Origin of the sequence: Halobacillus sp. ACCC02827 (assembly GCF_030291935.1) — a bacterium.
Classification (GTDB): domain Bacteria; phylum Bacillota; class Bacilli; order Bacillales; family Halobacillaceae; genus Halobacillus.
In genome coordinates, this window is record NZ_CP128168.1 from 2,794,704 (window position 1) to 2,809,864 (window position 15,161).

The 15,161-nt window shown below is 49.4% G+C and carries 16 protein-coding genes; all 16 read right to left on the reverse strand.

What is annotated here, in order from left to right:
- Positions 1–19: 19 nt before the first annotated feature.
- Positions 20–418, reverse strand: coding sequence for a PaaI family thioesterase (locus QRD89_RS14825; protein WP_008637686.1), 399 nt, complete (start codon positions 416–418; stop codon positions 20–22).
- A 14-nt stretch (positions 419–432) separates the two neighbouring features.
- Complete coding sequence (locus QRD89_RS14830; protein WP_286095585.1) at positions 433–1,212, reverse strand: enoyl-CoA hydratase/isomerase family protein; 780 nt, start codon at positions 1,210–1,212, stop codon at positions 433–435.
- A gap of 5 nt (positions 1,213–1,217) precedes the next feature.
- On the reverse strand, positions 1,218–2,417 hold the full coding sequence (locus QRD89_RS14835) for a thiolase family protein (RefSeq protein ID WP_286095586.1): 1,200 nt from the start codon (positions 2,415–2,417) through the stop codon (positions 1,218–1,220).
- 10 nt (positions 2,418–2,427) lie between these two features.
- Positions 2,428–3,579, reverse strand: coding sequence for an acyl-CoA dehydrogenase family protein (locus QRD89_RS14840; RefSeq protein ID WP_286095587.1), 1,152 nt, complete (start codon positions 3,577–3,579; stop codon positions 2,428–2,430).
- An 81-nt stretch (positions 3,580–3,660) separates the two neighbouring features.
- Positions 3,661–4,881 (reverse strand): ABC transporter substrate-binding protein, encoded by a 1,221-nt coding sequence (locus QRD89_RS14845; protein WP_286095588.1) that lies wholly within the window; start codon positions 4,879–4,881, stop codon positions 3,661–3,663.
- A 36-nt stretch (positions 4,882–4,917) separates the two neighbouring features.
- Positions 4,918–5,625, reverse strand: a complete 708-nt coding sequence (locus QRD89_RS14850) for an ABC transporter ATP-binding protein (protein WP_008637681.1) — start codon at positions 5,623–5,625, stop codon at positions 4,918–4,920.
- Positions 5,618–6,382 carry an ABC transporter ATP-binding protein gene (locus tag QRD89_RS14855; RefSeq protein ID WP_008637680.1) on the reverse strand — a complete coding sequence of 255 codons (765 nt, stop codon included), beginning with the start codon at positions 6,380–6,382 and terminating at the stop codon, positions 5,618–5,620. Before QRD89_RS14855 ends, QRD89_RS14850 begins: the two co-directional genes overlap by 8 nt.
- Positions 6,383–6,384: 2 nt before the next feature.
- Positions 6,385–7,413, reverse strand: a complete 1,029-nt coding sequence (locus QRD89_RS14860) for a branched-chain amino acid ABC transporter permease (protein WP_008637679.1) — start codon at positions 7,411–7,413, stop codon at positions 6,385–6,387.
- Positions 7,414–8,277, reverse strand: coding sequence for a branched-chain amino acid ABC transporter permease (locus tag QRD89_RS14865; protein ID WP_026578162.1), 864 nt, complete (start codon positions 8,275–8,277; stop codon positions 7,414–7,416).
- A 61-nt stretch (positions 8,278–8,338) separates the two neighbouring features.
- A complete protein-coding gene (locus tag QRD89_RS14870; protein WP_026578161.1) occupies positions 8,339–10,018 on the reverse strand; it encodes a long-chain-fatty-acid--CoA ligase in 1,680 nt (559 codons plus the stop codon).
- A 66-nt stretch (positions 10,019–10,084) separates the two neighbouring features.
- Positions 10,085–10,849 (reverse strand): SDR family NAD(P)-dependent oxidoreductase, encoded by a 765-nt coding sequence (locus QRD89_RS14875; protein ID WP_008637671.1) that lies wholly within the window; start codon positions 10,847–10,849, stop codon positions 10,085–10,087.
- Positions 10,836–11,264 carry an acyl-CoA thioesterase gene (locus tag QRD89_RS14880; protein ID WP_008637669.1) on the reverse strand — a complete coding sequence of 143 codons (429 nt, stop codon included), beginning with the start codon at positions 11,262–11,264 and terminating at the stop codon, positions 10,836–10,838. Before QRD89_RS14880 ends, QRD89_RS14875 begins: the two co-directional genes overlap by 14 nt.
- A gap of 55 nt (positions 11,265–11,319) precedes the next feature.
- Positions 11,320–11,886, reverse strand: a complete 567-nt coding sequence (locus QRD89_RS14885) for a TetR/AcrR family transcriptional regulator (protein WP_008637667.1) — start codon at positions 11,884–11,886, stop codon at positions 11,320–11,322.
- Positions 11,887–11,962: 76 nt separating this feature from the next.
- Positions 11,963–13,135 (reverse strand): thiolase family protein, encoded by a 1,173-nt coding sequence (locus QRD89_RS14890; protein WP_008637665.1) that lies wholly within the window; start codon positions 13,133–13,135, stop codon positions 11,963–11,965.
- A gap of 23 nt (positions 13,136–13,158) precedes the next feature.
- Entirely contained in the window at positions 13,159–13,932 is a 774-nt protein-coding gene (locus QRD89_RS14895) for an SDR family oxidoreductase (protein WP_286095589.1), read from the reverse strand.
- On the reverse strand, positions 13,922–15,151 hold the full coding sequence (locus QRD89_RS14900; protein ID WP_286095590.1) for an acyl-CoA dehydrogenase family protein: 1,230 nt from the start codon (positions 15,149–15,151) through the stop codon (positions 13,922–13,924). Before QRD89_RS14900 ends, QRD89_RS14895 begins: the two co-directional genes overlap by 11 nt.
- Positions 15,152–15,161 lie beyond the last annotated feature (10 nt).

A 15,161-nucleotide genomic window follows, 5' to 3' on the forward strand; every position in this document is an offset into this window, starting at 1 on the left:
CGCATGGCCCTCCTCTTTTTTATCTGATCAACTTGAACGTCCCCATTCCTTTGGCAGCCATCACACCCTCCCTGTCATACATTTCTGCTTCCGCAGTAACAATCTTATAGCCTTGCTGCAGCAACTTTCCTTTGGCGTAGAGATCGCCTCCAGAAACCGGTGCAAGATAATGGACATTCAGGTTTATAGTAGAACAGCGCGTCTTGGTCGCAGAACGGATGGTCATCCCGAGAATCAAGTCGATCATGGATGCGTGGACGCCTCCGTGCAACGTGCCGTTTACATTTCTAAGCTTATCTGTCACAGCAAGCTTCAGAAGAACATCCCCCTCTTCAAAGCGTATAATTTCAAACCCAATGTGCTGGAAATAAGGACTTTGTTCAAAACTCAAACGAACATCATCAACAGAAGCAAGCATGGAGTTATCCCCCTTCATTTCCCCTGGAAAACAGCTCTGCGTTTTTCCATAAAGGCCTTGGTCCCCTCATTTTTATCTTCCGAATTGAACAGGATCGCCTGAGACAGCTTTTCAAGAAGCAAGCCGGTCTTCATATCCGTCTCCGCTCCCATGTGTACGGTCAGCTTGGCAAGCTGGACTGCCAACGGTCCTTTGGCGAGGATCTTTGCAGACACTTCCTCCACTTTTGCTTTCAGGTGCTCCGGCGGTACCATGTCGGTTACAAGTCCTATTCTAAGCGCCTCCTCTGCTTCGATGACTTTTCCGGTCAAAATCATTTCCAGTGCTTTTCCTTTTCCGACAAGCCTTGTAAGCCGCTGGGTGCCTCCTGCCCCGGGGATGATGGACAAATTCAGTTCAGGAAGACCAAACTTTGCGTTAGAAGAAGCGATACGGATATCACAAGCCATAGCCAGTTCACATCCGCCACCTAAGGCGAGACCGTTGACCATGGCAATCGTCGGCTTTTCAAAACTCTCGATACGATCGTACACTTGCTGCATATCGTTTTCCTTTAAGGCATCGATGCCTTTCTTGTCAGGCATTTGACTAATATCCGCTCCGGCTGCGAACGCTTTCTCCCCGCTTCCAGTGAAGACGACGAGTTCGACTTCCGGATCGGCTGACGCTCGATCCAGTGCCTCACTCATCTCCTCAAGCGTCTGTTTATTCAGTGCATTCCTTACTTCCGGACGATCGATCCTTAAATATGCGAGCTTCCCTTCTTTTCCATATTGAAGCATTTTCTCCTTCATACGTCTCATCCCTTCCTTTTTTGGTCGATTTGTTCCACCATCAATGCCATTCCCTGTCCTCCGCCGGCGCATAAAGCAGCAATTCCTACCTGTTCGTTACGTTTCCTCATTTCGTGGAGCAGGGTTACAAGTATCCTCGCGCCGCTGGCACCGACTGGATGACCTAAGGCGATGGCTCCTCCATTGACGTTGACGCGTTCCCTGTCCAGTCCGAGCTCCTGTATGACAGCAAGGGATTGAGAGGCGAACGCTTCGTTCAGTTCGAATAAGCCGATATCTTCCATTCTCTTCCCTGTCCTTTGCAGAAGTTTCATAACGGCAGGTATCGGGCCGATCCCCATAATCTCCGGTGACACTCCCGAAGCAGCCCAATCCACAACCCGGGCGAGAGGAGTCAGCCCCATCTCCTCAGCCTTTGATGCGCGCATCATAATTAGTGCAGCTGCACCATCATTACGACCACAGGCATTTCCGGCTGTTACGGTGCCGCCTTCTTTAAAAACGGTCGGTAATGCGGCTAGTTTCTCCTCCGTTGTCTCCGGTCGTGGATATTCATCCGTTTCAAAAATACTGGTACCTCCCCGCTTATTTAAAGAAACCGGAACAATCTCCTTCTTAAACTTCCCATTGCTGACAGCTCTTCCAGCCCGCCGCTGGCTTTCCGCAGCAAACTGATCCTGTTCTTTCCGTGAAATACCGTAGCGCTCTGCGACATTTTCCGCTGTCACCCCCATCCCAAGACCACTTCCATATAGTTCATGAGGTTGCTGCCCTGCTTCTGTATTGGAGTCGACAAGGTGTGTCCGGTCGCCCCCAAACCTTGCGTTTCTAAGATATATTGGTGACCTGCTCATGCTTTCCGTTCCTCCTGCCACAACGATGTCCGCCTGCTTGAAAAGGATTTGCTGGACGGCGGAAGCGACACACTGCAGACCGGAAGCACATAAGCGGTTGATCGTATAGGCGGGAGATTCTTCCGGAATTCCTGCACGCAGAGCTGCGACCCTTGCGACATTGGAGGCTTCCGTTGTCTGCCTGACTTCTCCAAAAATCACCTCGTCGACTTGATCTTTTCCCACTCCCGAACGGTCCAGAGAAGCTTTAATGACAGTCGCTGCTAGGCTTGAGGAGGGCTGGTCTTTCAACGCTCCCCCGTATCGGCCGATTGCGGTTCGGACAGCACTGACAATGACGACGTCTTCCATCTCATTCCTCCTACCTGGCATATTCCTTCTTCAATTGTCCCGCAATGATGTTTTTCTGAATTTCAGAGGTTCCCTCATATATTCTTGTAATCCTGGCGTCACGGTAAAATCGTTCGATCGGGTAATCGGATATGTATCCAATCCCGCCATGGACTTGTACCGCTTTATCAGCGACGCGGTTGTAGACCTCGGAACCATATAACTTAAGCATGGCAGCTTCCTTGATCACCTTCTGTCCTTGATCGACCATCCAGGCAACTTTGTAGGTCAGTGCGCGAAGTGCTTCTATTTCCACCGCCATTTCCGAGACCATATGAGCTACTGCTTGATGATCAATGATTGGAACGCCGAACTGTTCCCGTTCCCGGGTATAGTGCATCGATAAGTCGAGCAGCTTTTGACAGGAGCCGAGATTCCTTGCAGCCAGTCCTGCCCGGCCATTGGCAAGTATCTTAAGCGCGTTGACATAACCTTGACCGATTTCTCCAAGAACATTGGCTCCCGGCACCTCACAATCTTCCATAATGACTTCCGCCGACTGGGAGCCGTGAAGCCCCATCTTCGGTTCTACTGCCCCTACGTAAAAGCCCGGAAAATCCTTCTCAATGAGAAACGACGTGATCCCCTTTGCTCCTTTCTCCGGATCGGTCACTGCCATTACCGTGAACACATCCGCAATAGGTGCGTTTGTTATATAGTGCTTCGTTCCGTTTAACAGATACTTATCGCCATGTTTGACGGCTGTCGTCTTCAAATTGGAGGCGTTGGAACCGGCACTCGGCTCGGTAAGGGCGAAAGCGCCAATCGACTCCCCTCTTGCCATAGAGGGAAGATACCTTTCTTTCTGAAGATCATTTCCCATCTCGACAATGCCCACTGTTCCAATACCCGTATGCGCGCCGATCATCGTGGTATAACCGTTGTGTGTCGCTCCAATTTCTTCATAAAGTGCACATTTACCGACCATCCCAATGCCGAGTCCTCCATAGGCTTCCGGTATACTCAAACCAAACAAGCCCATCTGTTTGGAAGCTTCCAAGATCTTATCGGGAATCCTGTCTTCTTTTTCGATGACTGCCGCTGCCGCTTCCACTTCCGACTGGACAAATTCTCTGACGTTTTTCTTCAATAATTCCACGTCTTTTCCCAAGGTGAAATCCATCTGCCGCTCTCCCTTCCTTTTTCTGCCTTCTATATAAGAAAAAGCCGGTCTATCAGTCTACTGATAAAACCGGCCATCCCGTCATTCTACAGCCAGGTCGACAACTTTGCCCTCTTCAATGACACCGATACGAAGATTGGTATGGAAGCCACCGTTCTCATCCAACTTAACAATGGTATAAACCTGCTTCTCTTCCGGCAGTGCTTCCAGACCTTTCTGCATATTTGCCCGGATTGCCTCAGGATTATCGACACTGCCTGCTGCTTTCATTGCTTCCATAAAAATGTACGTGGCAACGTAATGATAGCCCGCCTCCGATCCAGGTGTTTCCCCATGTTCAGCTTCATATTTTTCTATGAATTCAGCCGTCCCCGGAAAATCAGAATCTACTAATGGAAGCACTCCGACAGAACCGTTCAACATGTCATAGGATTCTGTAACGACTTTCATCTCATCGAACTTCGCCTGGTCCATGACAAGGAATCCGCCTTCAAAACCAAGCTCTCTTGCCTGCTTGGCTACTTTCGCCGTCGGTTCCGAAGGTCCTCCGATAAAGAGTACGTCCGGATCTTCCTTCAGCGCATTTGTTACGAGTGTGAAGAAATCCGTATCTTTTGTGAAATCGATGGAGGAGTTGTAGACGACCTCGCCACCCTGCTCCTCCCAGTAAGGAACAAGTGCTTCCGTCCAGTCTTTTCCGTATTGTGTCGCTGCAGGGAGTGCTGCGAGCTTCTTCCCATGGTTCTCCATGGCATAATTAGTGAACGGCTCCAAATAGCCATCATAGCTGGGCGGAATTCTTACCGTTAGTTCATTGCCTGCTGCTGTAATGTCCGGCTCACTGGAATAGGCGGCTACTAAGAAATTTTCCTCTTCATTGAAGACCTGCATTGCTTTGATTCCACCGCTGTGAGGAGAGAAAATGATCGGTGTGTCATTCTCCTGAAGCATGCGTTTAGCGTTCGCTGCCGTTTCGTTCGGGAGGTATTTGTCGTCGAGAGCAACGACGTTGAACTTATACGTCTGTCCGTCGATTTCAAAACCACCGTTCTCATTAATTTCATCCACTGCCATCGAAAGCCCGTTCAAGGTTCTTTCCCCATAGTAGGCCGCAGGACCACTCAAAGGACCACTGTATCCGATATGGACGACTTCCTCCCCCTCCTTCACTTCCGGCTCATTCGTTTTTGCATCCGCCTCTCCTTCTCCTCCCGACTGGGTGGACGGGTTATCAATACATCCTGCCATAACCATCATCATCGCCAACATCACGAACAAAACCGATAGTTTCATAGATTTCATCGTATAATCCTCCTATGGTTTTTAACTGACTTGTGATTACGCACCAATATATGCTTTTCTTACGGTATCGTTGGCCAGCAGTTCTTCCGCCGTTCCTTGGACAACAACTCTGCCGCTTTCGTATACGTAGCCGCGATCCGCAATCTTCAAAGCTGCATAGGCATTCTGTTCCGCAAGCAGCACCGTTGTCCCGTCCTTATTAATTTTTCGGATGACGTCAAACATTTGCTCGACAATGAGCGGTGCGAGTCCGATGGATGGCTCGTCTAGAAGCAGAAGCTTGGGCTTCGCCATCATAGCCCGTCCAATGGCCAGCATCTGCTGCTGTCCTCCACTGAGTGATCCGGCAGCATCTTCCTTCTTATCGCGAAGGATCGGAAAAAGCTCATAGGCTTCTTCCAAAGATTGTTGAACCTGTTTCCGCTTTCTCCTGTGCACATATGCTCCCATTACAAGATTCTCTTTCACAGACATTTGCGGAAAAAGTTTTCGATCTTCCGCACACTGAACAATACCGGAACGGACAATTTTATCCGGAGCTGTCCCTTGAATGGGTTTTCCTTCAAACAGAATTGTACCGGTGCTCGGTTTATGAAGTCCGCTCACCGTATGGAAAGTAGTGCTTTTCCCCGCACCGTTCGAACCGAGGAGCACAACGAGTTCCCCTTCCGCTACGCGGAGATTGACATGTTCGACAGCGGCAAGATCGCCATATTTCACAGTCACATCCAACAGTTCAAGCACTGGCACTCCCTCCCAGGTAGGCTTCGATGACAGCTTGGTTATTCATTACTTCATCAGCTGTCCCTTCCGCAATCTTCTCGCCGTAATTCAACACCATGATTTTGCCTGCAAGTTTCATAATCATCTTCATTTTGTGCTCAATCAGACAGACAGTAATACCGCGTTTGACCATTTTCTGCATGAGCTCTGCCAGGCCCTCCGTCTCCCCGGGGTTAATACCTGCGGTCGGTTCATCGAGAAAAACCACTTCCGGGTCGGTAGCGAGTGCCAGAGCAAAAGCGACACGTTTCTTTTCTTCCTGGGATATTCCTCCCGCAACTTTGTCGCGGACGTCCGTCAGTCCGACAAACTCCAGGACTTCCATCGCCTTATCCCGACACTTCTTCTCCTCTCTGTGGAATCGCTTCGTTCGGAGAATGGCATCCCACAGATTGGAATTCGTTCTCAGACGATGTCCGACAATGACGTTATCAAGCACCGTTGCCTGTTCAAATAAATTCGTGGTTTGGAAGGTTCGTGCCACTCCGAGCTTCGCAATCCTGTTCGGAGGCAGCTTTGTAATATCTTCTCCCTTGTAGAATACTTGACCGGTACTCGGTGTATAGGTCCCGCTTAACAAATTGAAGAATGTCGATTTCCCGGCACCGTTCGGACCGATAATGGCATTGATTTTCCCTGCTTCAATTGTGAAGTCCACTTCATTGACAGCGACAAGGCCTCCGAAGCGTTTCGTCAGCCCCTTCGTTTCCATTAGCATCCTCATCCCTCCTTCACTTTTTGTTCCGATTCTTCTTCCTGTGGGTCGAAATACGCTTGGCGCCTTTTCGTTTCCGACCGCTTCTTCGACCCCATCTTTACACGCCAGTCCATATAAGCTCCGGCAATCCCCCTCGGATAGAAAATGATTAACAGGGTGAGGAGTGGACCGAAGATGAGCATTCGATAATCCTGCAGAAATTGAAGGGACTGGGACAGGGCAACGATGAGAAACGTACCGACTATCGGTCCTGCTAAAGTGCCGATCCCGCCGACAAGCATGTACGTCAACAAGTCGAAGATGACCGTCATATAGCCGATATCAGGACCTATGAATCGAATGAAAGATGCATAGAGAGCACCGGCAAATCCAGCAAAGAAGGCAGACAGGACAAAGACAATCAGCTTATTCTTCATGGTCGAAATACCGATAGTTTTTGCAAGATCCTCCCCATTACGGATGGCTATAAAAGTACGGCCGGTCAGCGAGTGTACGATGCGGTACATAACGAGTATGGTGAGTAAAAGAAAAAATAGGATTAAGTAATATTGAGAGAGTGGTGTGTCAAATGACAATGGTCCAATTGCGGAGGGGGCGGGAATTCCAATCAAACCGCGGACACCGCCTGTGAGACTGTCCCATTTATCAATGACAAGGTAGATGATGTAACCGACACAAAGCGTGTAGATCGCAAAGAAGTGTTCTCTCGTCCGGAGAGCAATTAATCCGACGAGACAGCCGATGGCACTGGTGATCAGGCAGGCAAGCAGAAGAGACAGCCAGTAGTTGAGTTCTGCCTTGACCGTGAGGAGTCCCAGAGCATAAGCTCCGACAGCGAAGAAGCCTGCATGGGCAAGGGACAGATATCCCGTATAACCAGCGAGCAGGTTCAACCCATAGACCGCAATCATCCATATGAAGGCCAAAGTCAATACATGAAGGAAATAACCGTTATTCAGAACGAAGGGAAACAAAACAGCGACGAGGATGAACCCAATAATCCAGCCCCGTTGTTTAAGAAGCGCTCCCAATCAAAATCCCTCCCTTGCAAATAAACCTTTAGGCTTGATGGACAAGATGGCGACCAGAAGCAGAAACGCAATAATGTCTTTATAATCGTTGGATATATAGGTTGCACCGAGACTCTCGGTAAAGCCAAGAATATAGCCGCCGAGAATCGCCCCCGGGACGCTGCCCATACCACCGATGATAATAATGACAAATGCCTTCAATATAACGAGGTGGCCCATTCCCGGAAAAACGAGGTTAATCGGTGCAGACAAGGAAGCAGCAATGGCGGCAAGCGCGCCTGAGATCATGAACGTCAGCATGGCAACTTTGTTTGTGTTGATACCGACAAGGTGTGCCCCTTCCCGATTCTGAGCCATCGCGATAATCGTCGCTCCGACGTATGTCTTTTTCAGGAACAAATAGAGGAGGACCATGACAACAATGGCACCAACGTTGATCAGCACCCGCTGCACCGTCGCCGTCATTCCAAAAATATCGACGACCTGCCCATATGGGGTAACCATCGTGCGGTAATCTGCTCCCCAAATTAATTGAGCGAAAGCTTCCAAAAATAACAGGATTCCGATGGCGGCAATTTTGTCATGGATCGGCGGGGCGTTACGGAGCGGGTGAAATACAATCCGGTCCATCAGTACACCAAGCAGACCGACAACGAGGACGGAGACGGCCATAGCAACCCAGTAATGGACACCGTAAAGCAGCATCATAGTCAGAGTGACATACGCCCCGAGCATATATAATGCACCGTGAGCAAAGTTAGGAATATGAAGAATACCGTAAACAAGGGTGAGACCAAGGGCAACCAGACTGTAGACACTTCCGATTGTCAAGCCATTGAACAACTGTTGCATCAGAATATCCATGAAACTTCCCCTTTACGCTCGATTTTTAAGCATATGCCCCGGCCGCCCGGGGCATCGGTGTTCAGGATTCTTGATTGGCTTCGACCTTTTTGCGTTCATCCTCCTGCAGTTTCCGCCACAAAATCTTTCCGCTGTTGGTCATCGGAAGTTCCTGGATGAATTCAATCATCCGCGGATATTTATAAGCGGCCATTCTCTCTTTCGACCATGCAATGATTTCTTCTTCTGTAATATCACCTTCGTAGGATTCGTTCAGAATGACGAACGCTTTGATATTTTCTCCTTTACGCGGATCCGGTACACCGACGACACAGGCCTGCTGGACAGCGGGATGATCATAGAGAGCGGATTCCACCTCTGTCGGCCATACGTTATACCCTGAAGCATTGATCATTCGTTTCAGTCGATCGACGATAAAGTAATAGCCCTCCTCATCCATCCGGCCGATGTCCCCCGTTCGGAAAAAGCTCTTTCCGTCCATATCAAGAAACGCATGCTCGTTCTCCTCCGGACGATTGTAATACCCGACCATGATTTGTGGACCGTTCACAACGATTTCACCGACTTCTCCCGTCCCGACCTCCTCCAAGGTCGCAGGATCTATAATTCTCGCATCCACATTGAACGATGGAATACCGAGACATTGCATCTTCGGACGATCCGGTGGATTAAAATGGGTTTGGGCGATTGTTTCGGACAAACCGTATCCTTCAACAAATTCGAGGCCGGTAAGCTTGTACAGTTTTTCACCAAGCGCTTTTGGAAAGGATGCTCCTCCGCCGGAGATGGCGTAGAGAGTGGTCAAATCCTCTGCTTTCACTTCCGGATTGGCAAGAAAATCAACAAGCATTGTGCTGATTGTCACCCAGTGCGTGCATGCTTCATCTCTGATCGTCCGTCTTGCCATTTCCCGGTTCCACCGCGTCATTACGACTGCGGTATTGCCACTATAGACAGGCATAAGCATACTGTGGACCATACCTGTAACATGGAAGAATGGAAGCGTCGCGAGCGACTTGGAATCCATCGTCGTCCTGGACCAATAGAAGGCACCGAGTGTATTTGCCTGAACCGTACGATGCGTATGCATACATCCTTTCGGCAGCCCTGTCGTTCCCGAAGTATAAGGCATGACGGCAAGATCTTCTGCGCGGACATCGACATCTATCGGTGTATGCTCCCGCTCCAGAGCATCGCTCCAGAGCGTAATCGCTTCCGATTCGAATACCCTTTTCTCTGCTGTTACTTCCTGCGGCTGGAGTTCTTCATCCTTCTTCCCGCGATAATCGGAATACGCCGCAGACAGAATGCTATGTAAAGTCGTAGATGTTAGCAGCGGTTCCACGACGGACATAAGCTCCTGACCTGCAATGGCATGCTCGATGGCTCCGTCTTTCACATAAAACGCGAGCTCTTCTGCTTTCAACATCGGATTGATGGGAACGACAACAGCTCCTGTACGCAGAATGGCAAAAAAACTGACGATATACTGAGGGGCATTCTGCATCAATAAAAGGATTTTATCCCCTTTTTTGACCTCCCACTCTTTCTGCATATATCCGGCAAGGGCATCAACTTCCCCCAGCAGCTTCTCATACGGTATAGTCGTGCCATAATAAGAAATGGCCGCATGCTTCGGATAGCGGCGTGCGGACACTTGCAGGTTTTCATATATCGAGGTTTCCGGAATGGTCAGTGACTTCGTAAGCTTAGGCCAGAATTCATAATGTTTCGTGTGCATACATAGTCCTCCTTCTTCCTTTTTCACAAGACTTTTCTGTAAGCGCTTTCTAAACAGGGCGAAAATTCAGCTGATCATCCATCCTCCATCGACCAGCAAATCGGTGCCTGTCATATAGGATGCTTCTTCGGAAGCTGCAAAGCAAATGACGGCTGCAATCTCTTCCGGTTTTCCTACCCTTTTCAATGCTGTATGACGTTGAATAGACTTCTCAAATTTTTCATTTTTCAACCCTTCTTCGGTCATCGATGTCACTGCAAATCCGGGAGAAACGGAATTGACGCGTACACCGGAATCTGCGAACTCCAATGCCAGCGCTTTCGTGAAATTGATGACCGCGGCTTTTGATGAACTGTAATGCGGAATTTTCGCTCCTGCCTTATGTCCGGACAAAGAAGCAACATTCACAATCGACCGTTTTCTACTTTCCTTCTCCATCATCAGTGGTGCCAATGCCTTCGATACGAGGAAGACACTCTTCAGGTTCACGTCCTGAATGCGGTCCCATTCCGACGCTTCCATTTCCAGAATAGAAGATTTCCCGGAGGTTCCCGCGTTGTTAACCAGAACATCCACGTTCCCATATGTTTCGTAGAGAAAAGCAGCAAGCCCAGCTACCTGCTCCTCTTCGGAAACGTCTGCTTGATAAATCGAAGCTCTTCGCGCTCCGAACGCTTCCTGAATATCCGCTGCCACATGCTCAAGCTTGGAAGTCGTCCGTCCTACAAGGACCACAACCGCTCCTTCTTCAGCCAGTCTCATAGCAGTCGCTGCTCCGATTCCGCTGCCGGCTCCGGTCACGACGGCGACTGTGGAATCAAATCTTCCCACGGCTCCCACTCCTTTCCGTCATAAGACAATCGTCAAGTAAAAGGCGAAGCTCATCGGGAATCCGTTCACTTATTTGCTTATCATAATTGAAATGAACAATGACGGCACTCGCTTTCGCTACCAGCTCCTCTGTTCCTTCGACGATGATCCGATGCCCGAAGGAAAAACTGCTGTTGCCGATATCAGATACCCAGGACTGGACAATAAGCGGCTGTCCGAAATAGGCCTGGCTGACGAAATCGCACGTCGTTGTTGCAAGGATGAACGTTCCAACTGTATTCAAGTGGCTCGGGAAAATATCTTGAAAGAACTTTCCCCGTGCCTCTTCCAAGTAGATGAAGTAGCTCGTATTATTGACGTGTCCAGCCATATCCGTCTCGCAGAAACGGACCCTCACTTTACTCTCATGCTCCACTTCCTCACCCCTTCTGACTAGTCAGTATGTTATGGCGATAGCTCTTAAAGAGCTATCAGGATTTTGCAATTCCGTTCAAAATCATTTCAAGATAAATGGAAGTGAGATCCTCCTCCGAAACTTTCCCGGTTGGATCGAACCAATAATAGCTCCAGTTCGTCATACCAAGAATTCCACGTGTCACCATATCCGGATTCATCCCTTCCTCGAACTCCCCGTTCGAGATTCCTTCCTCGACCACCTTTTGGACGTTCACCCGGAACTGGTCCCTCTTTTCAATAATCGGTTCCAAGTAATCCGGACCCAGATTCCGCATTTCACGGAAAAAGATTCGGGCACTCTGCTTTCGATCCTTAATGCTGTGGATACTCATATAAATCATGCTGCGGAGCTTTTGCTTGCTATCTTTCGAGACGTCATGCAGAATCTCCTCCTGGTTCCGCAAAAGAAATTCAATGAAGTCCAAATGGATGACCGTCAAAAGCTCCTGTTTGTTTTTGAAATAATAGTAAAAGGTACCTTTTGTTACACCGATCTCTTCCACGATTTCCTGCAGAGACGTTTCGGTAAATCCTTTTTCATCAAAAAGGTGGATACTGGTATGAATGATTTTATCTCGCATAGAACAACACGATCCTCTCGTTTAGGGATGATATAAATTATAACATTCCTAAATCGGGAAAAAGCGACGGATTTCGTCAATCACGTTCGATGATCATCGATATCCCCTGGCCGCCTCCGATACAAGCCGTGATCAACGCATATCTTCCACCGATGCGTTTCAGCTCATAGGCTGCTTTCGTCGTCAGGATCGCTCCGGTCGCACCGAGTGGATGGCCATGAGAAATGGCTCCGCCGTTAACGTTCACCTTCTCCATATTCATTTTCAATTCCGCCTGACAGGCAAGAACCTGGGCTGCGAACGCCTCATTAATTTCAATGACATCCATGTCAGCCAGTGATAATCCCGTCTGCTCCATGATTTTTTGTGTGGCGGGAACCGGACCTATCCCCATAATGTTAGGGTCAACGCCGGCAACCGTACAGGCAACAATTTTTGCGAGCGGCTCCACTCCAACCGCCTCCGCTTTTTCACGCGACATAAGGGTTAATGCAGCAGCGGCATCGTTCAACCCGGAACTGTTCGCTGCCGTCACACTGCCCCCTTGAGCAAATGCAGGCTTCAGCTTCGCCATCCCCTCAATCGTTGAGGACGGTCGTGGATGTTCATCCTGTTTAAATTCGACCGGTTCACCTTTCCGCACTGGAATGTGAAGAGGTACAATCTGTTCATCGAACCGCCCTTCTGCCATGGCCAGCCCCATCCGCTCCTGACTACGCTGGGCAAACGCATCTTGATCCTCCCGGGATATATTGTACTGTTCGGCAAGGTTTTCTGCCGTGATTCCCATGGGTGGATCTCCAATCTCCTTCGGCGATAACTGTGAGGATCGGAACGATGGGGGGACAGGACTGTAGGGACGCTCCGGCCGATCCATCAGATAAGGAGCCCTGCTCATGCTTTCTGTTCCTCCAGCGACATATACATCTCCGTCTCCAGATCTAATGGCTTGAGCAGCTAAGTGAATAGCATTCACCCCGGACCCGCACTGGCGGTCCACCGTCAATCCGGGGATTTTCATTGATAACCCTGTCTGCAGGGCGGAAAATCTGGCAATATTTCCTCCTCCGCTCAAAACATTACCGAAAATGACGTCTTCAATCTGTTCGGGATTGACTTTCGCACGCTTCACGGCTTCCTTAATAACTTCTGCGCCAAGAACATGCGCCGGTACGGTTGCAAGAGAACCTCCCTGCTTTCCAATGGCCGTCCGGACTGCTGATACGATCACTGCATCTCTATTCCCCAATTACTCCACTCCCTTCGAAAATGTCACATAGCATGAGAACCACCATCGATGATGACGACATCCCCTGTAATATGGTTCGACGCCCGTGAACTTAAGAATATTGCCGTTCCTTTCAAATCATCATCGCCGCCGAACTTCCGCAGAGGCGTCCGATTAAGAAACGTATCCTCTCCCCGCTCCATCAGAACCTTGGACATTTTCGTCGGGAAGAATCCAGGTGCAATCGCATTAACGCGGATACCACGGGGACCCCATTTGACGGCAAGATCTTTTGTAAACGTAAGGACGGCACCTTTGCTTGAGTTGTAACCGATTGTATCCATTTGTTCCGGATCAGACCCTTTCATTCCAGCTACGGAAGCGATGTTAATAATGTTTCCTTCTCCTTGTTCCAGCATTATTTTCCCTACGGCCTGGGACATGAGGAACGTTCCTGTGACGTTCACATCCATGACCTTCTGCCAGGCTGCAAGCGGCATTTCTTCCATTGGTGCTCCCCAGGTCGCCCCGCTGTTATTGACCAAAATATCAATGCGGCCGAAATGATCCACGGTCTGATCGACCACATCCTGAATGCTGGAAGCATCTGTTACGTCGCACTCGAACGCCAGCGCATCGACTCCTTCTTTTTTAAGCAAATCACGCACTTGTTCACAGGGCTCAAGTTTCCTTGAACAAACGACGACATGTGCACCTGACTCGGCCAAGCCAAGCGCGATCTGCTTCCCAAGCCCGCGACCACCTCCGGTAACGACGGCTACTTTGCCGCTTAAATCGAAAAGGTCTTTAGCGTGCATGGACTTCGCTCCTCTTTGAAGCTTTTTGCAGTTCATACTTCGCTACCGCACGCCGGTGTACCTCATCCGGACCGTCCGCAAGACGAAGGGTGCGGATGTTGGCCCAGCTTGCGGCAAGGGACTGATCTTCACTGACACCGGAAGCACCGAAAGCCTGGATGGCTCTGTCGATGACATTCAAGGCAATGTTGGGTGCCACTACTTTGATCATGGCGATTTCCGATTTTGCTTCCTTGTTTCCAACTGTATCCATCATGTACGCAGCCTTCAGTGTCAAAAGACGGGCCTGTTCGATTTCTATCCGTGAATCAGCGATCCATTCCCGAACAACTCCTTGATCCGCGATTTTCTTTCCAAACGCTGTACGTTCCTGAACACGTGCACACATCTGTTCAAGCGCGCGTTCTGCTGCACCGATTGTGCGCATACAGTGGTGAATACGTCCCGGGCCGAGACGGCCTTGTGCGATGGCAAATCCTTTTCCTTCTCCCCAAAGCAAATTAGCGGCTGGAACGCGCACATCCTTGAATTCTATCTCCGCATGACCGTGAGGCGCATGGTCATAACCGAATACCGGAAGCATCCGTTTGATAGTGACGCCTTTTGTATCCAGTGGAACAAGAATCATCGACTGCTGCTCATGCTTCGGTGCATCGGGGTCCGTTTTACCCATTAAAATGCTGATTTTACAACGAGGATCTCCTGCTCCGGAGGACCACCATTTCGTTCCGTTGATGACATATTCATCCCCGACCCTCGTGATACTCGTCTGCACATTCGTAGCATCCGATGAAGCAACATCCGGCTCGGTCATCGAGAAACAGGAACGGATCTCTCCGTTTAATAACGGTTCAAGCCACTGCTTCTTCTGCTCGTCCGTTCCGTATCGGACGAGCACTTCCATGTTACCTGTGTCAGGTGCCGCACAGTTGAACACTTCCGGTCCGACGAAGGAACGTCCCATAATTTCACACAGTGGAGCATACTCCATGTTCGTCAAACCTGCTCCATATTCGCTGTCCGGTAAGAACAAGTTCCAAAGCCTTGCTTCTTTGGCCTTCTGCTTCCATTCGTCCATGATTGGCGGAATGTTTTCGAAACGATCCTGTTTTCCAAGCTGTTCTTCATAGATCGCTTCGTTCGGGTAGATATGTGTATCCATGAATTCCTTCAACTTCTCCTGCAAGGCTTTTACCTTATCGGAATGTTCAAAGTACATATAACATCCT